At 70.1% G+C, this 24615-nt stretch carries 29 protein-coding genes; 21 read left to right on the plus strand and 8 right to left on the minus strand.

The annotated features are described in order from the left end of the window. Positions 1–28 precede the first annotated feature (28 nt). Positions 29–1360: an acyltransferase family protein gene (locus tag AB0G35_RS20750; protein ID WP_360951196.1), complete on the plus strand. Its 1332-nt coding sequence runs from the start codon at positions 29–31 to the stop codon at positions 1358–1360. 441 nt (positions 1361–1801) lie between these two features. Further along, positions 1802–2644: an arylamine N-acetyltransferase gene (locus tag AB0G35_RS20755; protein WP_360951199.1), complete on the plus strand. Its 843-nt coding sequence runs from the start codon at positions 1802–1804 to the stop codon at positions 2642–2644. A 189-nt stretch (positions 2645–2833) separates the two neighbouring features. Here the strand turns inward: AB0G35_RS20755 and AB0G35_RS20760 are convergent, their stop codons facing one another. Beyond that, positions 2834–3226 carry a RidA family protein gene (locus tag AB0G35_RS20760; RefSeq protein WP_360951441.1) on the minus strand — a complete coding sequence of 131 codons (393 nt, stop codon included), beginning with the start codon at positions 3224–3226 and terminating at the stop codon, positions 2834–2836. A 251-nt stretch (positions 3227–3477) separates the two neighbouring features. Next, a complete protein-coding gene (locus tag AB0G35_RS20765) occupies positions 3478–4431 on the minus strand; it encodes a spheroidene monooxygenase (protein WP_360951202.1) in 954 nt (317 codons plus the stop codon). A 166-nt stretch (positions 4432–4597) separates the two neighbouring features. Here AB0G35_RS20765 and AB0G35_RS20770 point away from each other — a divergent pair, with 166 nt between their 5' ends. Further along, on the plus strand, positions 4598–5194 hold the full coding sequence (locus tag AB0G35_RS20770) for a TetR/AcrR family transcriptional regulator (RefSeq protein ID WP_360951205.1): 597 nt from the start codon (positions 4598–4600) through the stop codon (positions 5192–5194). 231 nt (positions 5195–5425) lie between these two features. Here the strand turns inward: AB0G35_RS20770 and AB0G35_RS20775 are convergent, their stop codons facing one another. The 3 genes from AB0G35_RS20775 to AB0G35_RS20785 all read right to left on the minus strand — a co-directional run bounded on the left by AB0G35_RS20775 (position 5426) and on the right by AB0G35_RS20785 (position 9791). Then, complete coding sequence (locus AB0G35_RS20775; RefSeq protein WP_360951208.1) at positions 5426–6589, minus strand: alpha/beta hydrolase; 1164 nt, start codon at positions 6587–6589, stop codon at positions 5426–5428. 232 nt (positions 6590–6821) lie between these two features. Further along, positions 6822–8504 carry a bifunctional 3'-5' exonuclease/DNA polymerase gene (locus tag AB0G35_RS20780; RefSeq protein WP_360951211.1) on the minus strand — a complete coding sequence of 561 codons (1683 nt, stop codon included), beginning with the start codon at positions 8502–8504 and terminating at the stop codon, positions 6822–6824. Positions 8505–8642: 138 nt separating this feature from the next. Next, positions 8643–9791, minus strand: coding sequence for a crosslink repair DNA glycosylase YcaQ family protein (locus AB0G35_RS20785; protein ID WP_360951214.1), 1149 nt, complete (start codon positions 9789–9791; stop codon positions 8643–8645). Between the two features lie 309 nt (positions 9792–10100). Here AB0G35_RS20785 and AB0G35_RS20790 point away from each other — a divergent pair, with 309 nt between their 5' ends. The 8 genes from AB0G35_RS20790 to AB0G35_RS20825 all read left to right on the plus strand — a co-directional run bounded on the left by AB0G35_RS20790 (position 10101) and on the right by AB0G35_RS20825 (position 15686). Further along, positions 10101–10346, plus strand: a complete 246-nt coding sequence (locus AB0G35_RS20790) for a chaplin (protein ID WP_360951217.1) — start codon at positions 10101–10103, stop codon at positions 10344–10346. A 243-nt stretch (positions 10347–10589) separates the two neighbouring features. Beyond that, complete coding sequence (locus AB0G35_RS20795; RefSeq protein ID WP_360951220.1) at positions 10590–10997, plus strand: rodlin; 408 nt, start codon at positions 10590–10592, stop codon at positions 10995–10997. Between the two features lie 362 nt (positions 10998–11359). After that, positions 11360–11593, plus strand: a complete 234-nt coding sequence (locus AB0G35_RS20800; protein ID WP_360951444.1) for a chaplin — start codon at positions 11360–11362, stop codon at positions 11591–11593. A 272-nt stretch (positions 11594–11865) separates the two neighbouring features. After that, positions 11866–12153 (plus strand): hypothetical protein, encoded by a 288-nt coding sequence (locus tag AB0G35_RS20805; protein ID WP_360951223.1) that lies wholly within the window; start codon positions 11866–11868, stop codon positions 12151–12153. A gap of 209 nt (positions 12154–12362) precedes the next feature. Next, positions 12363–12770 carry a rodlin gene (locus AB0G35_RS20810; protein WP_360951226.1) on the plus strand — a complete coding sequence of 136 codons (408 nt, stop codon included), beginning with the start codon at positions 12363–12365 and terminating at the stop codon, positions 12768–12770. 472 nt (positions 12771–13242) lie between these two features. Further along, complete coding sequence (locus AB0G35_RS20815) at positions 13243–13650, plus strand: rodlin (RefSeq protein ID WP_360951229.1); 408 nt, start codon at positions 13243–13245, stop codon at positions 13648–13650. Between the two features lie 144 nt (positions 13651–13794). Continuing rightward, the gene (locus AB0G35_RS20820) at positions 13795–14409 is read left to right on the plus strand and encodes a chaplin (protein WP_360951232.1); all 615 of its coding nucleotides are present in this window, start codon (positions 13795–13797) and stop codon (positions 14407–14409) included. A 431-nt stretch (positions 14410–14840) separates the two neighbouring features. Next, the gene (locus tag AB0G35_RS20825) at positions 14841–15686 is read left to right on the plus strand and encodes a nitrilase-related carbon-nitrogen hydrolase (RefSeq protein ID WP_360951235.1); all 846 of its coding nucleotides are present in this window, start codon (positions 14841–14843) and stop codon (positions 15684–15686) included. Between the two features lie 24 nt (positions 15687–15710). On the opposite strand, the gene tatA is transcribed toward AB0G35_RS20825, so the two are convergent. Continuing rightward, positions 15711–15920, minus strand: coding sequence for a Sec-independent protein translocase subunit TatA (gene tatA, locus AB0G35_RS20830; RefSeq protein WP_360951238.1), 210 nt, complete (start codon positions 15918–15920; stop codon positions 15711–15713). A 56-nt stretch (positions 15921–15976) separates the two neighbouring features. Then, positions 15977–16258, minus strand: a complete 282-nt coding sequence (locus AB0G35_RS20835; protein WP_360951241.1) for a hypothetical protein — start codon at positions 16256–16258, stop codon at positions 15977–15979. 74 nt (positions 16259–16332) lie between these two features. Here AB0G35_RS20835 and rpmG point away from each other — a divergent pair, with 74 nt between their 5' ends. From rpmG to AB0G35_RS20865, 6 genes are all read left to right on the plus strand, one after another. After that, entirely contained in the window at positions 16333–16497 is a 165-nt protein-coding gene (rpmG, locus tag AB0G35_RS20840) for a 50S ribosomal protein L33 (RefSeq protein WP_360951243.1), read from the plus strand. Positions 16498–16502: 5 nt separating this feature from the next. After that, positions 16503–16754 carry a type B 50S ribosomal protein L31 gene (locus tag AB0G35_RS20845; RefSeq protein ID WP_360951245.1) on the plus strand — a complete coding sequence of 84 codons (252 nt, stop codon included), beginning with the start codon at positions 16503–16505 and terminating at the stop codon, positions 16752–16754. Further along, positions 16754–17902, plus strand: a complete 1149-nt coding sequence (locus AB0G35_RS20850) for a GTP-binding protein (RefSeq protein WP_360951248.1) — start codon at positions 16754–16756, stop codon at positions 17900–17902. Before AB0G35_RS20845 ends, AB0G35_RS20850 begins: the two co-directional genes overlap by 1 nt. A 291-nt stretch (positions 17903–18193) precedes the next feature. Further along, positions 18194–18541: a metalloregulator ArsR/SmtB family transcription factor gene (locus AB0G35_RS20855; protein ID WP_360951447.1), complete on the plus strand. Its 348-nt coding sequence runs from the start codon at positions 18194–18196 to the stop codon at positions 18539–18541. Next, on the plus strand, positions 18538–19050 hold the full coding sequence (locus tag AB0G35_RS20860; protein ID WP_360951251.1) for an SRPBCC domain-containing protein: 513 nt from the start codon (positions 18538–18540) through the stop codon (positions 19048–19050). Before AB0G35_RS20855 ends, AB0G35_RS20860 begins: the two co-directional genes overlap by 4 nt. Positions 19051–19155: 105 nt before the next feature. After that, complete coding sequence (locus tag AB0G35_RS20865) at positions 19156–19395, plus strand: DUF397 domain-containing protein (protein ID WP_360951254.1); 240 nt, start codon at positions 19156–19158, stop codon at positions 19393–19395. A 105-nt stretch (positions 19396–19500) separates the two neighbouring features. Here AB0G35_RS20865 and AB0G35_RS20870 read toward each other — a convergent pair whose 3' ends face one another. Then, positions 19501–19995: an ATP-binding protein gene (locus AB0G35_RS20870; protein WP_360951257.1), complete on the minus strand. Its 495-nt coding sequence runs from the start codon at positions 19993–19995 to the stop codon at positions 19501–19503. Between the two features lie 313 nt (positions 19996–20308). On the opposite strand from AB0G35_RS20870, the gene AB0G35_RS20875 reads away from it, so the two are divergent. From AB0G35_RS20875 to AB0G35_RS20890, 4 genes are all read left to right on the plus strand, one after another. Beyond that, positions 20309–21172, plus strand: coding sequence for a helix-turn-helix transcriptional regulator (locus AB0G35_RS20875; protein ID WP_360951260.1), 864 nt, complete (start codon positions 20309–20311; stop codon positions 21170–21172). 104 nt (positions 21173–21276) lie between these two features. Continuing rightward, complete coding sequence (locus tag AB0G35_RS20880; RefSeq protein WP_360951263.1) at positions 21277–22734, plus strand: aldehyde dehydrogenase family protein; 1458 nt, start codon at positions 21277–21279, stop codon at positions 22732–22734. A gap of 415 nt (positions 22735–23149) precedes the next feature. Next, positions 23150–23698, plus strand: a complete 549-nt coding sequence (locus AB0G35_RS20885) for a DinB family protein (RefSeq protein WP_360951266.1) — start codon at positions 23150–23152, stop codon at positions 23696–23698. A 144-nt stretch (positions 23699–23842) separates the two neighbouring features. Then, a complete protein-coding gene (locus AB0G35_RS20890) occupies positions 23843–24484 on the plus strand; it encodes a PadR family transcriptional regulator (protein ID WP_360951269.1) in 642 nt (213 codons plus the stop codon). Positions 24485–24615 lie beyond the last annotated feature (131 nt).

Raw genomic sequence — 24615 nt, forward strand, 5'->3', positions numbered from 1 at the left:
GATGGCGCCGACCGTCACGGAGTCATCCGTGTCCGAACCCTCCATGGGTGAACGGGCCGTGGCCGAGCGGGCCATGAGTGACGGGTCCGTGGTGGAAGGACGAGAACGTGCTGCGGCGGTACCGGCAGGACCGGCGGCACCGGCGGTACCGGCAGGACCGGCACCACCGGCGGGCGGTCGGGCCCCCGGCTCGGCCTCGCACGCCAAGCCGCGGGGCCGCACCAGGGGCCGAGGACGGGGACGGGGCGGCGCCGCGAACGACGGCACCGCCGGCACCGCCGGCACCGCCGACACCAAGGCCGGTGCCGGGGCCGCTGCGGCCGGCGGCGCCAAGGCGAAGTCGCGCGATGCGTTCTTCGACAACGCGAAGTACCTGGCCATCGTGCTGGTCGCGATAGGGCACTCGTGGGAGCCGCTCCGCGACGGCAGTCGGTCGGCGGCAGCGCTGTATATCACCGTCTACGCGTTCCATATGCCGGCCTTCATCATCATCTCCGGCTATTTCTCGCGCAGTTTTGATATGCGCAAGGACCGGTTGCAGCGGCTGATTACCGGCGTCGCGGTCCCGTACATCCTCTTTGAAGTCGCCTATACCTTCTTCAAGAAATGGGCGGATGACGACCCGCATTACCCGATAAGCCTTACGGACCCGTGGTATCTGACCTGGTTCCTGCTGGCCCTCTTCATCTGGCGGCTGACCACGCCGCTGTGGAAGATCGTGCGCTGGCCCGTGCCGCTGGCGCTCACCATCGCCGTCCTCGCGTCGCTCTCCCCGGACATCGGCGATGACCTCGACCTCCAGCGGGTGCTGCAGTTCCTCCCGTTCTTCGTGATCGGACTGTCGCTGCGGCCCGAACACTTCAAGCTGGTCCGCCGCAAGAAGGCCCGGATCGCGGCCGTCCCCGTCTTTGCGGGCGCCCTGGTCTTTGCGTACTGGGCGGCGCCGCGTATGAACGCCGCCTGGTTCTACCACCGGGACGCGGCACAGGAATTGGGCGCACCGTGGTGGAGCGGTGCGGTGATGACGCTGGCGATGTTCGGCTGCTCGCTGGTACTGGTGGCGTGCTTCTTCGCGTGGGTACCGGGCCGCACGATGTGGTGCACGGCGCTGGGCGCGGGCACCCTGTACGGCTATCTGCTCCACGGTTTCCTGGCAAAGGGATCGCGCTTCTGGAACTGGTACGACGTGCACTGGGTCCACACCCCGTGGGGCGCGGTGCTGCTCACCCTCGCCGCCGGCACCCTCGTCACGCTGCTCTGCACCCCACCGGTCCAACGGATGTTCCGCTGGGCCATGGAGCCGAAGATGACCTGGGCCTTCAAAAAGGACCCGGTGGGCATGGCTCGCGAACGCACCTGACCACCCTTGAAAGGGACGACGCCCGGCCGGCCGTGCACACCCGTGCCCGGCCGGCGCGTCGACCACGACGACCACCACCACACAGTCAGGGCCACCAGCGCAGTCAGGAGAGTTAGCGCACTCAGGAGCATGAGCGCACTCAGGACCTCAGCGACGATCAGCGGCTAGGACAACATCAGCCACCAGGGGCGCCTGCGCTGCCGGGAAACCGGCGCGCAGGCGCCCCTGGCGCTACTGGGGCGCCCCGTACGCGCGGGCGCCCCGTACGCGCGTACGGGGCGCCCGCGCGTACGGGACCTCGTCCGGGACGCCGTCGCCCTCGACAGCCGTCGCAGACTAGGCGCCTCGGGGCAAGCCTTAGACGAATAGCCGATCCCGCAGCCGCGGCAGACCTCTTACGCTCGGGAAGGCAAAAGGCAAGGCCAACGGGGAGGGCGAAGCGTGACTGCCAATGCTGTTTGGGGCGGCGACCAGTTGGATCTGGAGGCGTATCTCGCCCGCATCGGCTACGAGGGCGACCGCCGGCCCACCCTGGAAACCCTGCGCGCACTGCACGCCGCCCACCTGTCCGCGTTCGGCTTCGAGAACCTCGAAATCGTGGTGGGCCGCCCCGTCCTGCTCGACCTGGGCTCCTTGCAGGCGAAGATGGTCGCGCAGCGCCGCGGCGGCTACTGCTACGAACAGAACCTGCTCTACGCCGCCGCCCTGGACCGCCTCGGCTTCCAGGTCTCCGGCCTCTGCGCCCGACCCCGCATGGGCGACCGGCGCATCCGCCCGGCCACTCACGCGCTGCTCAAGGTCGAGGTGGACGGTGAGGGATGGATCACCGACGTCGGCTTCGGCGCCGAAGGGCTGCTCGAACCCCTTCCGCTACGGGACGGCGTCGAGTCCCGCCAAGGGGAGTGGGCCTTCGGCCTGGTCCACGAGAGGGAGACGGAGACGGGCCCCGAGGCCTGGGTGCTCCGGACGCGCCACGCAGACGACTGGTTCGACCTCTACGCCTTCGGAACCGAACGGCGCTTCCCCGCCGACTACGCGGTCTTCAACCACTACATATCCACCCACCCCGGCTCACCGTTCACCGGCCAGATGGTGGTGCAGCGCCCGAGCCGCGAGCTGCGCAGGACGCTGATCGGCCGGGAGTACGCCGTGACCCGCCCGGACGGCACCCGCGAGGCACGCGAGGTGCGCTCGCAGGAACTCCCGGAACTCCTGGCCACCGAGTTCGGCATCACCGTGTCGGCAGCAGACGCTGAAGCCCTGGTGACATTCCACGCCCGCTAGGAGCACACGCCCCTAGACCTAGACCTAGACCTAGACCCAGCCCTACGACCCACCGCCTACAACCCACAGGCCACCGCCTACGACCAACAGGCCACCGCCTACGACCAACAGGCCACCGCCTACGACCAACGAGCCACCACCTCCCACCCACCAGGTACGAGCGACCTCTCACCGGCCGTCGACTGTCAGCTACCGGACCACGGCAATCCCTTCGATCTCCACCAAGGCCTCCTCGTCCCAGAGGCGGGTCGCGCCGATCACGGCCATCGCCGGGTAATCGCTGCCGACCAGACGCTTCCACGCACGGCCGATCTCCCGGGCGTGCCGGCGGTAGTCCGCGACATCGACGGCGAAGACGGTGAGCTTGGCGAGGTCCGACGGGGCGGCCCCGGAAGCGGCAGCGACGTCCAGGAGGTTCGTCAGCGCTCGCTCGAACTGCTCGACGATGCCGTCCCCCACGATCCGGCCCGTACCGTCCAGTGCGGTCTGACCGGCGAGGAAGACCAGCGTTCCCGGCGCGGCCCGGACGGCATGGCTGAACCCGGTGGGCGGTGCGAGGTGCGGTGGATTGATCCGTTCCATCTCTCGTGCAGCCCCCGCCGTCGCGGTACGTCCGTCCCCGGCGCCGTTCGTTCCGTGCTCGGGCTCACCGCTCATGTCAGTCTCCGCACTCATCTCAGCCGGCTCCCTTCCCCCGCCAACTCGTACCGCACTCGGGCTTGCCCTCGCACGCGCGCTCGCACACCAGGGATGGAAGCCCGTTCTGTCCCTCTCCACCACCACAACTGAACCGAGCCGCGGGCATCAGGGCAGGGCCTGACCCGCGCCACTGTCTATGCCTGGTGGGTGGCAGCAGCGGCATCTGCCGTATCAGCAGCCGCCAGTGGGTCCCGGCCGTCCAAAGTGCCGTGGGCGGCATAGGGGAGGCAGCGCACGAATCCGGCCTCGTGGTGGAACGGTGCTGTCTGGTGCGCCTGGATCGCGGCCTTGTGATCAGGCTGGGTGGAGCCGTAGGCGTAGCGGCGCATGGCGTCCACGTTCTGCCATATGGAGAACGTGCTGACGAAGCGGGGCGGTCTGGCCAGGGCGAGGGACGCGAGCAGCGCGGGATCGGCTGCCGCCCGCCCGGCGGCCCGGGAGTTGGCGCGGAGGAACGGCAGGGCGCGACGCAGGCGGAGTTGTCCGAGGGTGAGGACGGCGACCGGGGCGGAGGCCGGGCCGGCCGCGACGCCGCCCTGCCGCTCGCCGCACCCCTGCCCGGGGCTCCCCTGCCCGGGGCTCTCTTGTCTGTGGGGTTCCTGTCTGCGGGTTCCCTGTTCCCGATAGTCCTCCTGTTCCTGATAGTCCTCCTGTTCCTGATGGTTCTGCTCGCCGTACTCCCGCGCGGTGCGTTCCCGCTCGCCGTATTCCCGCTCGCCGTATCCCTGGTCGTCATTCGCTGCAGGGCCAGGGGCAGGGCCGGGGGTGGAGTCGGGTTGCACCTCCACCGGCATGGCGCTCCATGATCCGGACATCCGGATGGGCCGCAGTCGTACGTGCCAGCCGTCTGCCAGCCGTTCCGCCAGCGGGTTCCTCGCCAGGAAGCCGTCGAGCGCGTCGTCGTCTTCCCAGGAGGCGAGCAGTGCGACCCGGCCGGGGTGAAGTCTGGGTGGGCCGGCCGCGATGGCTCCGGTGAGGGTTGTCTGGGCGGAGCGCAGCCCGGGAACGTCGCCCGGATGCAGACGCTCGCGGAGGAAGGCGGGCACGGAGCGCGCCCCCACGTCGGCGACATGCAGGGAAATGATCACGGCGACCCCCGTCTCCGGGCCTCTCACGTTGAGTCGGCCAGTAGGTTACTTCCACGTATACCAAGCGGTACACGATCTAGTATCGTTCATCGCGGCGATGATTGCGAGAGGAATCGAGCAGTCGAAACCAGCCAAATCGGCTAAACAGGAGGGGGCGGGGAGTCGTATGAGGGAGATCGATCGGGGGCGCGCGGCGCGTGCCGAAGCCAGGACGCGTATCGAGGACACCGCCGCCCGGTTGTTCGCCGAGCGCGGCTACGCGGGCACGACCATCGGGGAGATCGCCGCCGAGGCCGGGCTGAGCAAGCCGATGCTCTATCGCCACTTCGACTCGAAGCAGGAACTGCACCTGGCCCTGCTGGAGCGGCACCGCGACGAGCTGGCGGCCGCCCCGGTCCAGCAACTCCTGCAGGGAGAGGGGGATCTGGACAGCCGGATGCGGGCGATGTACGACGCCTGGTTCGGCTACGTGCAGAGCCATCCCTACATCTGGCGGATGATGTTCCGTGACACCACCGGGGACGCGGAGGTGCAGGACTTCCACCGCGAACTGCAGCGCAGACAGCGCGAGACGGACATGGCGCTGCTCCGGGAGTTCGCCCCCGGCCTTCCCGAGGGCGAACTTGAGCCGCTGGCCGAGGCGATCCGCAGTTCGCTCCACGGGCTCGCCCTGTGGTGGCTGGACCGGCCCGACCAGCCCCGTGAGCTACTGGTGTCGGCGATGACCCGGATCACTCGTGGCCTGATGTCAACCGTCGGGTAGTCGGGGTGGGGGTGGGGAGGGAAGCGGCGACCCCTCCACCCGGCCCGGGCCTCACCGCGCAAGCCCCACTTCGCAGCCCGCACGATGCAGCCCGCCGCCCAAAGAAAACCGCAGCCCGCAGCCCGCCGCCTGCTGCCCACAGGAAACCGCAGCCCGCCCCCGCTGTGCGCCGCCCGCTGCCCGCCGTCCGCCACCCACAGAAAACCGCCGCCCGCCGCCCGCCGCCCGCGTTCAGGCCACCCCCACCCCTTCCGCCAGCTCCGGATACAGCGCCGAGCGCAGCTGCCCCTTCCAGTGCGCCTTCATCTCCTTGGCGAGGCGGGTGGCCGGGGCATGCAGCTCGAAGCCGTGCCATGCGCCGGGGACGTTGTGGACCGTCACCGGCACGCCCGCGTCCATCAGGCGCCGGGCGTACGCCAGACCGGTGTCGCGCAGCGGATCCAGATCGCAGACCAGGACGTACGCGGGCGGCAGGCCGGAGAGGTCGGTGGCGCGGGCCGGCGAGGCGTAGGGGTCCGGCACCGTCGTTCCCTCGGGGAGGTAGTGCTGCCAGGCCAGGCGCACCGTCCGAAGGCTGTTCCCCCACGGGTTCGGCGGGGCATCGGCCCCGGAGTCGGCGGACGCGTCCTCCGGAACGGCCGGGAGGGGCTGCTCGGCGACGCGGTCGTCCACGTCCGGTACGCACATCGACTGATAGGCCAGCGTCGGGCCGCCGCGGTCGCGGGCCATCAACGCGACGGCCGCGCTCAGCCCACCACCCGCCGAATTGCCGGTGACGGCGATCCGGGCCGGGTCGATCCCCAGACCGTTCGCCTGCTCGGCCGTCCACTCCAGGGCCAGATAGCAGTCCTCCACCCCGGCCGGGTAACGGTGTTCCGGGGCGAGACGGTATTCAACGGTGACGACAATGGCGGGAAGTTCCCGGCAGAGCGCGATCGCCGACCGGTCCTGACCGGGCAGTGAGCGGCCGATGGCGTATCCGCCACCGTGGAAGTGCAAGACGGCGGGCAGAAGACCCTCCCCAGCCACCGCGCTCACCGACCCCTCCGGGCCGCCTGTGCTCTCCGAGTCCTCCGGGCCACCTGTGCTCCCCGAGTCCTCCGGGCCCTCTGTGCCCCCCGAGCCCTCCGAGCCGCCTGCGCCCTCCGCGCGCTCTGGCCGATAGACCTCGACCGTAAGGGTGCTCCCGTCCGGCCGCGTGATGTCGTACCGCTTGCTGCTCACCCCGGTCCGATCGGCCGGACGCAGCGCCAGCAGCTCGCGGAAGCCCTCGCGGGTGGCCTCGATGTCCTCGTACGGATCCGCGAACGGTCGCAACATCCCCAGGTACGGGACCAGTTCGGGGTGCACGGCCAATCCGGGCGGGACGGTCATAGAGAGTTTCTTCTCAGCCATATGCCTTCTCCTATCAGCGTTGGCGTGCGGAGGGGTCGATATGACGAAGCCGGTGGCGACGAACGGACGAACGGACGAACGGACGAACGGACGAACGAATGAACGGAGGGGATCGAGGGGCCAAGGGGACCAAAGCACATCAAGGCCGGCCAAGAGATCACGAGAGACGCTGGGCATACCAAGGGATAGGAGAAGCGGAATGCGCGCAAAAGGGGGGAGGCATGCACGGCCCTCACTTCGCATCCGCGTAGCACTCCACCACCGCCGTGGTGAAGGGGAAACGGACGGGGGTCTCGCCGAACGCCGTCCGGCCCGCCGTCCCGGCCGCTGCCGTGATGGCCGCGGACACCGCGGCCGCCTCCTCCGCCGGGCAGTGCACGATCACCTCGTCGTGCTGGAAGAACACCAGCTCGGCGCGGAGGCCGCCCGTCCACAGCGCCCGGCGCAACGCGGCCAGCAGCAGCAATGCCCAGTCGGCGGCGCTGCCCTGCACGACGAAGTTACGAGTGAACCGGCCACGGGCACGGGCGGCCGCCGAACCGCCCCCGTACCCCGCGGGCGACTCCTCCTCCTGGGGCAGACCCGCCTCGTCGGGCGGTGCCATGGAGGCGGGCGGGCAGGTGCGGCCCAGCCAGGTGCGTACCAGGCGCCCCTCCTCACCCGCGCGTGCCGCCTCGTCCACGTACGCCACCGCCGCCGGATAGCGGCGGCGCAGATCGGCCATGTGCTTGAGCGCGTCGCCCGACGTCTGGCCGTAAATCGCCCCCAGGAGCCCGAGCTTGGCCCGGTCGCGGTCGCCGCCGAACGCGCGGGCGGCCAGGTCCGCGTAGAGATCCTCGCCGCTGCCGGCCACCTCCATCAGCCCCCGGTCGCGGGAGACGGCGGCCAGCACCCGCGGCTCCATCTGGTCCGCGTCGGCGACCACCAGGCGCCAGCCCGGGTCGGCGCGCACCGCCCGGCGGATCACCTTCGGGATCTGCAGCGCGCCGCCGCCGTTGGTCGTCCAGCGGCCGGAGACCGTGCCGCCGGGCAGGTACTCGGGACGGAACCGGCCGTCGTGCACCCACTGCTGCAGCCACGCCCACCCATGGGCGGTGTGCAGGCGGTAGAGCTTCTTGTACTCCAGCAGCGGCGCCACCGCGGGATGATCGACCTGCTGCAGCTCCCACTTGCGGGTCGAGGCCAGGGAGATCCCGGCGCGGCCGAACGCCTTGATGAGGTCGTTCGGCAGATCGGGACGCACCCGCGCACCCGGCCCGAACGCCCGGGACACCTCGTCCGCCAGCTCCGCCATCCGCCGGGGCTCCAGCCCGCCCGGAAAACGCTCGCCCAGCAGCGCGTCGAGCAGTGCCCGATGCACGTCCGCACGCCACGGCACCCCCGTACGCCCCATCTCCGCGGCCACCAGCATGCCCGCGGACTCGGCGGCGAGCAGCAGCCGCATCCGCTCCGGATGCCCGGCCCGCTCCGTACGCGCCACCTGTGCGGCATAGACCTCCGTCAGCGCCGTCAACTCGTCCGTACCGGGCGGCAACGGCACCGGGCCCGGTTCGAAGAGGGACGGCTGGGTCTCGGCCGTACGCGGGGGCGCGTCCGGTGGTACGGGCAGGGAACGCAGCCGTGCCCAGGCGGCGGCCAGCGAACGCGGCTGCCCCGACTGGCCCTCCTCATGGCCGATCAGCAGCGCCTCGGCCGCTTCCACGTCGTAGCACCGCTCGACGCGCACCCCGGCCGCGAGCAGTCGCCGGTAGGTCTCGGCGGTGGACCGCCACACCCACCGCTCGACCTCGGGCCGAGACCGCACGGCCTCGGCGAGCGACGGCTCGCTCACCACCGGCCCCGCCGGCCGGCCGTCCGGAGTGAGCGGGCAGAGACGAGCACCCCCGTCGCCCGTCTCCACCACCGCCCATCTCATGTCCTGAGTCTTGCACCAGGGTCTGACAATCGCCCTGACCTGCACATTCGCCCCACGGCGGCAGGGCAACTCCCCGCGCGGCGACCGTGGTCACGCCCCGGCCCCGGCCACGGCCACAGCCACAGCCACGGACACGACCTACCCCACCCGCACCACGAGCCGCCGTTCCCGGCCCGTGCAGCGGGCGAGGTGGGCCGCCTCCGCCTCCAGGCCCGCGGCCGGTACCGCGCCGTGCTCCGCGAACAGCGTCACCTCCACCGCCTCCTCGGTGAACTCCCATACGCCCGCCACGCGGCCCTCGTGCACCACCACGGGCGAGATCCAGCCCCCGCTGCGGCTGACCGCCGTGCGCCGCGCGGCGGCGATCAGCCGGGTGTCGGCCGTGCCGGGCCCGAGGACGTACTGATCGAATCCGGCCAGCAGCCGCACCTCCTGCGACGGTTCGGTACGCGCCAGCGCCGCGGCGTCCTCACTCCGTACGTACGCCGGGCCCCCGCCGCCGGCCCCGCCCGCGCTGCCGCCCTCGCCCTCCACCTCGACCCGGGTCAGCCGGTCGCCGAGCGACTCGAACCACCCGCGGAGCACGGCCTTACGGGTCGCGCCGCGCAGCAGCCAGGCGTCGAACGTGGCCGGTGCGGCCGGACCGTGGGCCGCCAGGTACGCCGAGATCACCGCCGGCGCGGCCTCCTCCGGGTGCGGCACCCCGCACCATCCGGGCAGCCAGGAGCGCGGCGAGGTGAACGTGACGTTCTGCCCCCGGGGCGGGCCCTGGCACAACCGGCCCGTCCAGGCCAGCGGTTTGAGGACGGTGCCCCAGCCGGACGCCAGCTGCTCGTCCAGACCTTCGAGGCCGGGCCGCGCCAGCACCGCCTCGATCAGCTCCTGCCGGGTCAGCACCTGCCCGTCCAGGATCTCGTCCACGGCCTCGCCCAGGGCCGCCATCTGCCGGGGGCCCACCCCGAAGGCCCGCTGCCAGGCCGGCTTTTCCCACGTACGCGCCGCCCCCAGCAGCGCGAGATACGCCGCCAGCCCGTCGGCCGGCAGCAGGTGCAACGTGCCCCGCATCGCCCAGGTCCTGACCAGCGAGCGGGCGGCGAGCGCCTCCTGAACGGCACCGTGGCGCGGGGACTTCTGCCGTATCGCCAGGGCGAGTTCGGCCGCTGAGGCAACCTGCGCCTGTACGCCGGCCAGTTGACCGACGAGCCGTTCCACCGAGGCGGTCGTCCGCGGTGCCAGGCTCTGCTGCCGCAGCCGCCACGCCAGCACCTGCGCATGTGTCACCTTCATACCGCCATTGGACCGGACACCACTGACAACCGGTCCTGACCAGAGGCGGGTTGGCGGGGAGCTGCCTCAACGCGTGCAAGGATGACGGCGGGCGAACCAGGCGGCGGCGGCGAGCACACGGCCGGACGACCAGGCCGGCAGGAGGCCCCGACGGCCATGCGGCGCACGCCCTCCGCACCCGCCCCAGATGTGCGAGACGTCCCTTTCACCCGTTTGAGCCGCTACTTTTGCCCTAGTTGATGCGTTGAGAAGCTTGTCGCTCTAAGCGGCGCGCACGTATCTGAATGCTGCTCAGTGAAGAGGTTCACCGTGAAGTCTGTCTCGAAGGCCGTCGTCCTGTCCGCTGCCGCGGGCATCGCTGTCGTGGGCACGGCCGGTATGGCCAGCGCCACCGGCGGTGCCTCCGCCGCGGGCGGCGCCCTGAACTCCCCCGGTGTCATCTCGGGCAACAACATCCAGGTTCCGATCTCCATTCCGATCAACCTGTGCGGCAACACCGTCAATATCGTCGCCCTGCTGAACCCGGCGTTCGGCAACGTCTGCATCAACCGCTGAGCGCTGTACGGAGGTTGAGGGGCCGGGCCGCTGACGCGGGCGGTCCGCCGCAAAGGCCGGTACGCATTCCCGTACCGGCCTTTGTGTTGCCCTCGGCGCATCCGAGGTCGAAAGGCCGCCCAGATGCAGTGATATGTGTCTATCGTTCCGCGGCATTTGGGTGAATCGGCGAAACTGCACCCCCAGAAGCGAGTTGACCAGGGAGCTCCGGATACGGGCATTCCGCTTCGAGAAGGGTATATCGTGATCAAGAAGGTCCTGGCCACGACGGCCGTAGCCGCGTCCGTCGTCGGAATTTCGGCGACGATCGCCCCCCAGGCGATGGCGATCGGAAACCACCACGGCACGTCGACGGTCAATGGCAACGGAGCCAAGAGCGCGTTCGGCAACTCCGTCACGCACGGCAGCATGAGCCCGCAGCTGGAGCTCGTCCAGGGCTCGCTGAACAAGCCCTGTCTCGCCCTGGGCAAGCTGGACGCCCAGATCTTGGGGGGTCCGGTCCCGATCGCGGCGCAGGACATCAACGTGCTGTCCAGCTCGCAGAACCAGCAGTGCACCGACAACTCGTCCCAGGCCAAGGGCGACGATCCGCTGTCGCACATCCTCAGCGACATCCCGATCCTGTCGGGGAACGGCGTCGGCAACCACTGAGCCGGCAACGGCCGCAGGCCCGGACCGCCGGCTCTCACATCCAGGGCGGTCCGGTCCTGCGGCGTCCCTTACGGACCGTAGGGACGGAAATTCGCGGTCCCCCTCTCGGCAGGAATTCGTATTCGGCGGGCACCTCGCCCGTTCGAACTCCGGTGTTTTTTCCGCGTCGTATGCGCGGTGGCAATGTCTCGAAACGGTCTTGCCCCCTTCGAGCGATTCCTCTGAAAACCTCCGGGCAAGGGTTTCGTCCACGACGGGCAATCGTTACCAATATCGGCAGCGGTGTTACGGGCGAGCAGCTCAGCGCCCGAGCGAACGCGACGGTCGTGTTCGCTACGGATCCGCTGCAGGAAGGGCAGAAAGTGAAGTACGCAAAGGCCGCATCGATCACTGCCGGCACGCTGATGGTAATGGGCTCGGCGGCGCCGGCCTTCGCCAACGCCGGTGCCGCGGGCGTCGCCAAGAATTCCCCTGGCGTGATCTCGGGCAACAACATCCAGGTTCCGATCTCCATTCCGATCAACCTGTGCGGCAACACCGTCAACATCGTCGCCCTGCTGAACCCGGCGTTCGGCAACAACTGCCTCAACCGCTGACTCGAAGATTCGAGCTGTGTCCTTGTGGCCCGGCCTCGGTGCACGGTCCCCCTGTGCATCGGGGCCGGTCGCCGTTCTTTTTCCGGTGCGCAATCGTCGAGTTGCCCGCACTTCTCGGGCGGTCCGGGCGAGAAGAGCGAAATTCCAGGGTTTCTCCGGACGGCGGCCCTCGTTAATCATGCTGAAAGCGGTGATGCGAGCAGCGAAGTGACCGCTCATGCGGCGCCGATCTCGCGGGACCGTCAAGCACCGCCCGAGAAGGGACAGTTGAAGTGAAGTACGCAAAGCCTGCTGCGGTTGTCGTCGGTTCCGTCCTGGCGCTGGGGGCTGCCGCGCCCGCGTTCGCCGCGCAGCCCGGAGCTCCCACGATGAGCCTCAACGGCGGGCTGAACGACGCGCTGAGCAACGACCAGCTTGACGGCCACCAGCTCGCGCCGCTCTTCAACACGGTCAGGACCGCGCGGGACAAGGTCAAGTCGACCAACACGAAGAAGCTGCTCCATGGCGTCAACGGCGCGGCCAAGCAGGCACGGCTGCTCGGTGGTCTGCCGCTCAAGTAATTCCTGCCGCGCGGCGTCGGCCGCCGGATTTCACGGGGCTCACCGCGCCCCGGACATTTCTCGTGCCGGCGCCGGATGCCGCTCGCGATGCCGGTCGGCACAGCGCATCAGGCCACCCGCTGTTTGAGTGAATGAGAACAACCAAAAACGTCCCGGCGAGTTGGGCAGATTGCCCGGCCCAAAAGTATCCCGAAACACGAAGGACCAACATGATCAAGAAGGCTCTGGCGACCGCAGCAGCGGCTGCGTCCATTGTCGGCGTGGCCGGCGCTGCCGCCCCTGCGGCGATGGCGATCGGTAACCAGCACGGAACGTCTACCGTCAACGGTAACGGCGCCACTCAGTACTTCGGCAATTCGACCACGTACGGTTACATGAGCCCGCAGATCGGCCTGATCCAGGGCTCGCTGAACAAGCCCTGCATCGCCGTCGGCAAGGTTCCGCTCCAGCTTCTCGCCGGAGCAGCTCCGATCGCGGTGCAGGACCTCAACATCCTGTCGTCGTCGCAGAACCAGCAGTGCACCGAAAACTCCACGCAGGCCAAGGGCGACGATCCGCTGTCGCACATCCTGGACAACATCCCGATCCTCTCGGGGAACGGCGTCCGCAACCACTGACCGGTCCGGTAGCGCCCGGGCCGCCCGGTCCTCCTTGTTCCGGGCGGCCCGGTTTTCCGCTCTCGGCCGGTATACGTAAAAAAGACGACCGGCACAGGAGCGGAAATGTTATTCGCCCGTGACTGAACTCCGGTGCACGGGGTCGTTAGCAAGGTGTGTGGAGGGAAGCATGCCAGTGCCCTTGCGGGATTGATGGGGCTGCCAGGGCATTGGCGTGCCGTCCGTAACGAAGCGGGGTCTGCGATGCCGTCCACCGGCAACGCGGACCCCGCTTCGTACGAAGGAATCGATGCACCGGCACGACGAGTCGCATTTTCCGTAGGCGAGGTGCGATGGAAGCGGCAGCGAGGGCAGACGGTGTTCCCGTAAGCCTGGTGCGGGCTGATCGGGTGATGGTGCAGAACTCCAGTAGGTATGGCGGGTTGTTCAAATAGGGCTTCCGTGTCGGGAGTTCCTTCTCCTGAAGGGTTTCGTGATGAAAAAGATGATCGCGGGCGCGGCTGTGGCAGCGTCGCTGGTCGGCATTTCTGCTGCGGCCGCTCCGCAGGCCATGGCGATCGGTGACCAAAAGGGCACCAGGACGGTCAACGCCAATGGGGCCAAGAGCGCGTTCGGCAACTCCGTCACGCACGGAAAGCTGAGCACCCAGCTCGGGCTCGTCCAGGGCTCGCTGAACGAGCCGTGCCTCGCTCTGGGCAAGGTCGACGCCCAGGCCTTCGCAGGTGTGGCCCCGCTCGCGCTGCAGGACATCAACGTGCTGTCCAGCTCGCAGAACCAGCAGTGCACCGACAACTCGACTCAGGCCAAGGGCGACGATCCGCTGTCGCACATCCTGGACGACATCCCGATCCTCTCGGGGAACGGTGTCGGCAACCACTGACGGCCAACGGTTTCGGCCGTATCACTGCTTGCCTCTCCGGGCGGCCGGCGCCGCGTACGCGCTGCCGGCCGCCCGGCCGTATTCGCACCACGGGGGGCTGCGGGCCCGGGCCCGTACGCAACGACTGCAGACGAGGGATGAGAGATGCGACAGAGCCTGAGGACCTGCGTGCTCATGGCCGCGGCGTCGAGCGTGCTCGGCGCGGGCGGCGGGACGGCGTACGCGGACGCCGGTGCCGGGGGGAGAGCCTCGGACTCCCCGGGGGTGCTGTCCGGCAACAGCATCCAGGTGAGCGTGGACACCCCGGTCAACGCGTGTGGCAACTCGGTCGACGGGGCGGCGGCGCTCAACCCCGCCATGGGGAACTCGTGCGGGAACGGTGCGGCGCCCGCGCCGGCCGTACCGCCTCCCCCGGTGGCGCAGCGGCCGCCCGTGCCGCCGGGGAAGCCGGCAGGGCCGGTGCGGCTCCCGGAGCAGGCACCGCCGCGGCACGCGGCCCCGGCGCCGATGAAGCCGGCGTCCGGGAAGGCGCACCCGGCCGGTCACCGGCCCGCGCACGAGGCCGGGCACCGGTCCTCCGCGCCGCGGTCCGTACCGGACCAGCGGCTGGGCGAGGTGGCGCGGGCCGGGGCGTCCGCGGGCTCGGCGCTGCTGGCGTCCACGGGGAGCGGCGAGCTGGGCACCGCGGCCGGTACGGGCGGCGGGCTGCTGCTGGGCGGGGCGCTGCTGCTGCGCAGGGCCCGTACGCGGCGCCGGTGAGCGGCGCGGGCGGCCCGGGCCACGGAGTGGGGGAGCGGGCCGGCCGCGCAGGCCAGGCGGGGGTTTTCCGTGTTGTGCGGGGCTGCGGCGGCCGGCCGAGCGGGCCCGGAGGGCCGCTCGGCCTGGGCCGCCCGGTCGAGCCGGCCGCCGGCGTCACCGGACGGTTCGACCGCGGGCCGTCGCCTCGCTTCCGGCGGGCGGGGCTGCGGCTGGAAGCCGCCCTTCCGGTGGCACGACGGATCGTGCGGATCAACGCGTGAGAACCCGCTCCGGCACGGGAAGGATCGTTCTTTCGCTCAATGGGTGGGACCTGTCACGCAGGGCGTTTGACGTGCACGGAAGAGGAAGTTCCGCGGGGTGGTGCCGGGCGGTTCGGCCGGTGGCAAAATGGCGGGAAAGCCGGAAAAGTGATGAGTCGATGAGGTGGGGACATGCTCATTGCGCTGGCGCAGACCGATTGCGTGCTGGGCGAGGTGGCGGCCAATCTGAAGGCCGCCCGTGAGCAGATCGAGCAGGCCGCTGCCCAGGGCACCGATCTCGTCGTCTTCCCCGAACTGAGCCTGCACGGCTACCACTTGGGCGCGCTCAAGCGCGACGAATCCATCGAGGCGAACGATCCGCGGCTGCTGGAGCTGAGCACCCTGGGCCCCGACGTCCTCGTCGGATTCCACGAGCACACCAGCCTGCGCGCGTACAACACCGCCGCCCACTACACGTCCGGTGCGCTGCTGCATGCCCACCGCAAGCTCTATCTGCCCAATTACCTCGCCTGGGAGGAGCGCAAGCACGTCAGTCCCGGGCAGTCGCTGCGCGCCTACGAGCTGAAACGGTCCCGGAGCGGCGGCCGGGGCGCGACGCTGGTGTGCAACGACGCCTGGCAGCCGGTGCTGCCGTGGCTGGCGGTGCAGGACGGGGCGGAAGTGCTGTTCGTGCCGACCAACAGCGCGGCGAGCCTGGATCCGGAGGCGATGGACACCGGCCTGTACTGGGACACGCTGCTGTCCTATACGGCGAAGATGCTCCAGTGCTGGGTGATCTTCGTCAACCGGGTCGGCAACGAGCACGGAGCGACGTTCTGGGGCGGCTCGCGGGTGGTGGACCCGCGCGGCGCGGTGGTGGCGCAGGCGCCCAAGTGGGAGGAGGCGCTGGTCACCGTGGAGATCGACCTCGGTGAGGCGCGCCGCCAGCGCCGGGCGGTGCCGCTGGTCGCGGAGGCCCGGCTTGGCCTGATCGACCGCGAGGTGCGGCGGCTGATCGATGAGGGCGGCGACCACTGACCACGGCCGGGCGGCCGGCCGGGATCAGCGGCCGGCGGCGGACTCCGCACGGGGCTCTGCACGGGGCGCCTCGGCGGCCCGGTCGTCCTTGAGGGCCTTGGCCTCGGACTTCAGGATCCGCATCGAGCGGCCCAGCCCGCGCGCCATGTCGGGCAGCTTCTTCGAGCCGAAGAGCAGCACCAGGACCGCGATGATCAGGATCAGGTGCCAGGGTTCGAAGGCGTTGCGGAGCATGGGCGCACTCGCTTCCGTCGGGGGTCGCCAGGGGGCGGCGGGCGTTCTGTCCAGTATTACCCGGCCGTGCCGGGTGGGGCGGTCCGGGGGTCGGGGCCGGGGCCGGACGGCCGGGCGGGGTGCTGGATGGGCGGCCGGGCCCGGGCGGGGGTGCGTCCCTCCGCCGGTGTGCCGCAACTGCGGATGACGGCCCGCAGGACGGCCCGGCGGGCCGCGTAGCAGGCGACGGCCGCCCGGCGCCGGGCGTTCCCCGTGCCCCTGACCTGCTGTGGCGTCGAAGGCGTCGAACGCGTTGAAGGCGGCGCAGGCATCGAACGCGTCGAAGGCGTCGTGGACATCGAGAGTGCTCCTTTCGGCGGAGGCCCAGGTCAGAGCCTATTGAAAATGGAAACCATTTCCGTACACTAGCGGCATGGCCCGCAACGAACTACGCCCGGTCGTCACACTCCGGTCCACCACCGGCTCCGGCTACACCTACGTGACCCGCAAGAACCGCCGTAACGACCCCGACCGCCTGGAACTGCGCAAGTACGACCCGGTGGCCGGCCGGCACGTCACCTTCCGAGAGGAGCGCTGAGCCCCATGAAGCACGGAATCCACCCCGCCTACGGGCCGGTCGTCTTCCGCGACCGGGCCGCGGGCCACGCCTTCCTCACCCGGTCCACCGCCACCAGCGACAAGACCGTCGAGTGGGAGGACGGCCGCACCTACCCCGTGATCGACGTCGAGACCTCCTCGGCGAGCCACCCCTTCTACACGGGCACCGCCCGGGTGCTGGACACCGCCGGCCGCGTCGAGCGGTTCGAGCGGCGTTACGGCAAGCGGGCCCGCTGATGGACCGGCTGCACGTCGTGCTGGTGGGCGGACTGCACGCGGACGCCCGGCGGGCCACCGTCGAGCGGCTGCTGCACTCCGCCCCCGGCAGCGTCGCCCTCCACCACGACCTCGCCCCGGCCGCCGACGGCACCGTGCGCCGCACGGTCCGCGACGCCGCCGGCACCCTCAGCACGGGCGAGGCACCGCTGGTCAACGACTGCGCCTGCTGCGCGCTGCGCGAGGACCTGGTGCCCGAGCTGGAACGACTGGCCGCCGGCCGCACCTGCCGGCTGGCGATCGTCGAACTCTGGGACTCCGTCGAGCCCAAGGCGATGGCCGAGGTCATCACCGCCTGCGGCAGCGAGAACCTCGCGCTGACGCAGGTGATCACGGCCGTCGACCCCGCACTGCTGCTGCCCTACCTAGGCTGCGGCGACGACCTCGCCGAGGCCGGGCTGGCCGCCGCGGCGACCGACCGGCGCACGGTCGCCGACACCTGGGCCCGGCAGCTCGAATACGCACCCGTGCTCGCGCTCGCCACGGGCGACGAGCCGGCCGGGCCCGCCGACCTGGCACTACTCGCCCAGCTGCACCCCACCGCACGCCAAGTCTCCGTGGAATCCGGCCACTTGGCCTCCGTAGCCACCGCCGGATTCGACGTCGAGGCGGCCGCCGCCCGCCAGCACCCGGCCTGCGCGCTGCTCCCCCAGGAGGCCGACGCGGACGGCGTCGGCACCCTTGTGTGGCGGCACGCCCGGCCCTTCCACCCCGAGCGGCTCTACACCGCGCTGGAGGACCTGACCTGTGCGGCCACGCGCAGCCGGGGCCGCTTCTGGCTGGCCGACCGGCCCGACACCCTGCTCTCCTGGGACGCGGCCGGGGGAGCGCTCTGCGTCGAGAACGCCGGGCCCTGGCTGGCCGCGCTCCCGGACGCCGCCTGGGAGATGGTGCCGCCGATGCGCCGCGCGGCCGCCGCGCTGGACTGGCACCCCGAGCACGGGGACCGCGCCCAGCACCTGGTCTTCACCTCGCCGGGACTCGACCGCGAAGGGCTCACGTCCCTCCTGGACTCCTGCCTGCTCACCGACGCCGAGTACGCGGGTGGCCCGCCGGCCTGGAAGAGGCTGCCGGCCGCCTTCGACGGGCTGCTCGACCCCGTGCCGTAGCGCTCCACCTCCGTGCCGTAGCGCTCCACCGCGTCCCGGGAAGTACCTCCACCGCCGGGCCGCCCGGGTCGCCCGAGTCACCCGGATTGCCCGGGTCGCCCGGGTCGCCGCGTGGCGGCGGCAGGGGTAGCTCGTTTGCGGCAGGGATCCTCCAGGTCCTCCCTCCTGTAATGGGTAGGGGATTCCCTACGCTTGATGCGTAGGGAATCCCCTACGTAAATTGGGGGCGTGAACGCCACCCCTCTACGCGCCGAAGCGGACGCGCGCGCCGATGTGGACGGACGTCCCGAGGTGGGCGTCCGTACCGATGCGGACCGGGTCTTCGCGGCCCTGGCCAACGCCACCCGGCGCGAGGTGCTGCGCCTGCTGCGCGAGGGCGGGCCGCAGCCCGTCCAGCAGATCGCCGAGCACTTCGCGATGCGCCGGCCGAGCCTCTCCGAGCATCTGAAGGTGCTGCGGGAGGCCGGCCTGGTGAGCGAGGAGCGGGCCGGCCGGCAGCGGATCTACCGCCTGGAGGCCGCACCGCTCAGCGAGGTCCAGGAGTGGCTCGGCCCCTACGAGCGGTTCTGGCGCGCGAAGCTCGCGGGTCTGGGCGAGCTGCTCGACCGCATCCCCGACGAAAAGGCACCCGCGCGATGAACATCGAACCGACCGGCCCCGGCGGCCTGAACGACCCCGCCCACCTGACCGGTTCCGACGGCGGGGCCGATGCGACGAGCTTCCGCACCGCGCAGTTCCTGGCGCATCCGCCGGCGAAGGTCTGGCGGGCGCTGACCGAGCCCGAGTTGATCGCCCGGTGGCTGATGCCCGGCGATTTCCGGCTGGCCGTAGGTCATCGCTGCGAGATGCGCGGACTGCCGCGGCCCCACGCCAACTTCTCCGGCACGGTCGTCGTCGAGGTGGTGGCTTTTGAACCGGAGCGGATGCTGCGGTTGCGCTGGCGGGACGCCGACGAGGGGCAGGGCAACCTCGCGGACTGGACCCTCACCTGGACCCTGGAACCCGAAGGACGTGGCACACGTCTCTTCCTCGTCCATGAGGGCTTCGACCCCGACGACCCGTACCAGGTGCAGGCGCACCGCATCATGGGCGGCGGCTGGCGATCGATCGTGGGGGAGCGCTTGGGGCAGGTGCTCGACAAGCTGTGACGGGAGCGGCACCGGCTGTCGTGCACGTGCATCTGCGCATGCATCCGCATGTGAACGCAGCTATGATCCGGGGCAGTTGACACCATTTCTCACCGGGAGAGCCCTGTGCCCCACGCATACAACGGCATGGCCGCAACGGATCTCCGCGACGTGACCTGGCAGAAGAGCCGGCACAGCAACTCCCAGGGCTCCTGCGTGGAGTTCGCCAAACTGCCCGGCGGTGAGGTCGCGGTCCGCAATTCCCGCTTCCCGGACGGCCCGGCGCTCATCTACACCCCGGCCGAGGTGCGGGCCATGCTGCTCGGCGTCAAGGACGGGGAGTTCGACCACCTCGTACCGGACTGAGCGGCAGCACCTGCCGGCACCACCTACCGGCGGCACATGCATATGCACGGAGCGCCCGCGGGATGCAGGCGCTCCGTGTGCGGAAAGGGCGGCGGGCACGGCCGGCTACGGCAGCCGGAACAGGGCCCACACGATCTTGCCGTGGGTGACGCCGGAGAGCCGGTGCCAGCCCCAGCTGTCGCTGAACGAGTCCACCAGATAGAGCCCGCGCCCCGATTCGGACGCCGAGTCCGCGGCGGAATCCGCCTCGCCGGCCACCGGTGAGTCGTCGCTGGGGTCCCGCACCGCACAGATCAGCCGCTGCGACCAGCGCATCAGATGGAGCCGGGCGGGCGGAGTGGCGTCGGCGTGCTCGGGTGCGGCGAGGACCGCATGTCTCAGGGCGTTGGTGACGAGTTCGGACACCACCAGCGCGACCGAGTCGAAGAGCTCGTCGAGCTCCCAGCCCTGAAGCGTGTCACGGGTGAACTTCCGCGCGGAGCCCACCGATTCGTACCGCGGGGGGAGCGTGCACGACGCGGATCCGGAGACGGCCAGCGGGTCGACGGGAGGAAAGCCCTGCCATAACGGCTCGAGCATGGTCAAAACCTTGGTCCCCATGCGAGGCACTCCTGGCGTTCGCGGACGTCATGACCCTGGCCGGTTCAGCCGGATCTGGCGGATCTTTCACGAGCGTGCATGCGTGCGCCGCCTATGGTTCCCAATGTGAGAGACAGATGCAAGGGCAGATGCACGTGCACGCGCCGCGATTGGGCGGGCCCGACACGGTTTGGTGGCAATTATTGCCACCAGCTCTTGTGGAGGGCTTGCGAGAGCGGCTCATATCAGTAACCGGATGAGCACTCAACGGAGCCTGGACGTGGCAGACTGCGGCCCACCATTGGACGGGGTGGGTCACAGGAGGGTCAGAGAGGTGTCCGCAAGTGAGTCGAGCGGGTCGGTGGTGCGGCGGATCCTGCTCGGGTCGCAGCTTCGCCGACTGCGTGAATCCCGTGGGATAACCCGCGAGGCGGCCGGCTACTCGATCCGTGCGTCCGAATCGAAGATCAGCCGCATGGAGTTGGGCCGGGTCAGCTTCAAGGCGCGCGACGTCGAGGACCTGCTGGTGCTGTACGGAGTCAGCGATCCGCAGGAGCGCGAGGCGCTGCTCTCCCTCGCACGCGAGGCCAACGTCGCGGGCTGGTGGCACAGTTACACCGATGTGCTGCCCAGCTGGTTCCAGACGTATGTCGGTCTGGAAGGAGCCACCTCGCTCATCCGGGTCTACGAAGTCCAGTTCGTCCACGGGCTGTTGCAGACCGAGAGCTATGCGCAGGCCGTCATCCGGCGCGGTATGCCGGGCGCCTCGCCCGCCGACATAGAGCGCCGGGTCGCGCTGCGCATGGAGCGTCAGAAACTGCTCCTCGCCGAGAGACCCGCGCAATTCCACTGCGTACTCGACGAGGCCGCGCTGCGCCGCCCGTACGGCGAACGCGAGGTCATGCGCGAGCAGGTGCGGCATCTGATCGACGTTTCCGAGCGTCCCAATGTGCGCCTCCAGGTCATGCCGTTCAGCCTGGGCGGGCACGCGGGGGAATTCGGCGCCTTCACCATGCTGGGATTCCAGGAATCGGGACTCCCGGACGTCGTCTTCCTGGAACAGCTCACCAGTGCGCTGTATGTGGACAAGCCCGAAGAAGTCGCCCAGTACGCACGGGTGATGGACCGGCTCCAGGAGGAGGGCCCCAGTCCGTCGGAGACCAGAGACCTTTTGCGTGGTCTACTCCAACTCATGTGACATCTGTCCCAACCCATGTGACGCGTCGATAGGATGCGCCCCATCAGGAGTCAGCACCCCCCAACTAGGCGCCCCGCGCGCCCTGTTCTCCAGATCGGGATGGCATGTCCTACTTCGACGAGTTGGCCTATCAGTTCATCGACGGTGAGTGGCGCTCCGGAAGCGGCTCGTGGGACATCGTCGATTTCAATCCCTACAACGGCGAGAAGCTGGCCTCCATACCCTGCGCCACGGTCGAGGAAATCGACCAGGCCTACCGCGCCGCCGAGCGCGCGCAACGGGAATGGGGCGCGGTCAACCCGTACACCCGGCGGCTGGTCTTCGAACGCGCCTTGCGGATCATCGACGACCGCGAGGAGGAATTGTCCGAGGCGATCGCCGCCGAGGTCGGCGGCACGCGCACCAAGGTGGGCTTCGAGCTGCACCTGGCGCGGGAATTCCTGCGCGAGGCGATCCAGCTGGCGCTGCGCGCCGAGGGCCGCATCCTGCCGTCGCCCATCGACGGCAAGGAGAACCGCCTCTACCGGCTGCCGGTCGGCGTCGTCGGCGTGATCAGCCCCTTCAACTTCCCCTTCCTCCTCTCGATCAAGTCCGTCGCGCCGGCCATCGCCCTGGGCAACGCGGTGGTCCTCAAGCCGCACCAGAACACCCCGATCTGCGGCGGCGGGCTGGTCGCCAAGCTCTTCGAGGAGGCCGGGCTGCCGGCCGGCGTGCTCAACGTGGTCGTCACCGACATCGCCGAGATCGGCGACGCGCTCATCGACCACCCCGTGCCCAAGACCATCTCCTTCACCGGCTCGGAGAAGGTCGGCCGGCACGTCGCCACGGTCGCCGCCGCCCACTTCAAGCACTCGATCCTGGAACTCGGCGGCAACAGCGCGCTGGTCGTCCTCGACGACGCCGACGTCGACTACGCCGTGGACGCCGCCGTCTTCAGCCGCTTCGTGCACCAGGGCCAGGTCTGTATGGCCGCCAACCGCATCCTGGTCGACCGCGCGGTCGAGCGGGAGTTCACCGAGAAGTTCGTCGCCAAGGTGGCGTCCCTCAAGGTCGGCGACCCCACCGACCCGCAGACCCACATCGGCCCGCTGATCAACGAGGGTCAGGCCGAGGCGGTGGCCACCCTCGTGGACCGCGCGGTCGCCGAGGGCGCCTCGGCGCTGCTGCACGGCGAGACCCACGGCACGCTCGTCGCCCCCAGCGTCCTGAGCGGTCTCCCCGACGACTCCCCGCTCCTCACCCAGGAGATCTTCGGCCCGGTGGCGCTGATCGTCCCCTTCGACGGCGACGAGGAAGCCGTACGGCTCACCAACTCCACGCCGTACGGGCTCAGCGGTGCGGTGCACACCGGCGACATCGAGCGCGGCGTGCGGTTCGCCAAGCGCATCGACACCGGGATGTTCCACGTCAACGACGCCACGGTCCACGACGAGCCGATCGTCCCCTTCGGCGGGGAGAAGAGCTCGGGGGTCGGCCGGCTGAACGGGGACGCGATGGTGGAGGCCTTCACGACCACCAAGTGGATCTCCATCCAGCACGGGCGGTCGGCGTTTCCGTTTTGAGGTTCTGGGGTTTGGGGGGGGCTGGGGTCTGACGCCCTGGGTGCCTGAGTTCCTGGGCCTCTGAGTCCTCGGGTCTGATTCTCATCGGGGTCCTGGGGAGCTGAGTCCCGTGGGACCTGGGGGGTGTGGTCGCGCCTGGGGCCTGGGGCCTGGGTTTGTGGTGCCTTGGGGCCGGGCGGCCTCCTTCTTTTCCGGCAACGATTACGGAGGGTGATTTTGTTCCCCTGGGCGTAACAGAGAGTGAGGGAGGTGGGTGGGGTGACGTGAGGTTTGGGGTGGCGGGGCTGGTGGCCATGGGTGGGTGGAGAAAGAGGACACGTGCTGTCCGCTATGGCGGCTAGCTTGGTGCGTGTTGGAGGGCGGCGGCTCGGTGTGGGTCGGGTGTCCTTGGTGTGTGGTGCGGAAGGCGGATGGCATGCCTACTCATGTTCTGGCTGAGGCTCACGGGGACGAGACCGGGGCGCTGCTGGCCTTTCTGGAGGCGCAGCGGGGCGGGCTGCGGCGGGCCGTTCTGGGGCTGACCGACGAGCAGGCGAAGCAGCGGCCGAGTGCAAGTGAGCTGTCGCTGGCCGGACTGGTCAAGCACGTCGCGGAGACCGAGCAGGGTTGGGTGGAGACGGCCCAGGGCCGGCCGTACTCCATCCAGCGGACGCCGGACACCTGGCATCTGTCGTTCCAGCTGGAGGACGGCGAGACGGTGGCCGGGGTGCTGAAGTTCTGGGACGACGTCGCGCGGCGCACCGAGGAGTTCGTGCGGTCCGTGCCGAGCCTGAACGACACGTTCGCGCTGCCCGAGGCGCCGTGGTTCCCGAAGGACGCCCGGCAGTCGATGCGCTGGCTGCTGCTGCACCTGATCGAGGAGACGGCCCGGCACGCCGGTCACGCGGACATCGTCAGGGAGTCGCTGGACGGGAAGACCGCCTTCGTGTTGGTGGACGAGGAGCGGCAGGGCAGGGAAGGGTAGGGGGAAGGGCAGGGCGGCGGCGTTTCTGGGGTGTGTCGGCGTTCTAGGCTGGGCGTGAGGGTCGGGCGCTGCTCGGCGGCGGCCCGACCGGGCGTTTATGCCGAGGTGCGTTTACGCCGAGGTGACAGGGACGCGAGGGGTGCGATGTCGGCGATCCGGCTGCTGGTACTGGGCGCCGTGCGGCAGCACGGCCGGGCGCACGGCTATCAGGTGCGCAACGACCTGGAGTACTGGGGCGCCCATGAGTGGTCGAACGCCAAGCCCGGATCGATCTACCACGCCCTCAAGCAGATGGCCAAGCAGGGACTGCTGCACGCGCACGACATCGCGCCCAGCACCGCCGGTGGTCCGCCGCGCACCGAGTACGAGGTGACCCCGGCGGGGGAGGCGGAGTATTTCTCGCTGCTGCGGGAGGCGCTCTCCCGGGCGGACCAGAAGGTCGACGTGCTGAGCGCCGGGATCGGCTTCATCGTGGACCTGCCGCGGGACGAGGCGGTGGCGCTGCTCAAGCAGCGGGTGCGGGCGCTGGAGGAGTGGCGGTCCACGGTCACGGAGTACTACACGCCGGCGGAGGGGCCGGGGCAGCTCGGCCACATCGGCGAGATCATGAACCTGTGGGTGCACTCGGCGGACACCGGCGTGGACTGGACGCGGGGGCTGATCGAACGGATCGAGGGCGGGGCGTACGTCTTCGCGGGCGAGGGGGAGCCGTTCGTCGGGGTGCTCGCCGAGGGTGAGGAGAATCCGTACGCTACGGGGGAGCCTCACCCCGCGGATCGGCGTTAGCCGGCACTCTTCTGTCCCCGGCACTACTTCTGTCCCCGGCACCCCTCTGGTGGCGGTGCCCTTCTGTGGTCGATCCCCTTCTGCCGCCGGCACCCTTCGGTCGCCGATGCCTTCCTGCGGTCGCCACCGTT

Source organism: Streptomyces sp. NPDC021749, from assembly GCF_040640655.1.
GTDB lineage: Bacteria > Actinomycetota > Actinomycetes > Streptomycetales > Streptomycetaceae > Streptomyces.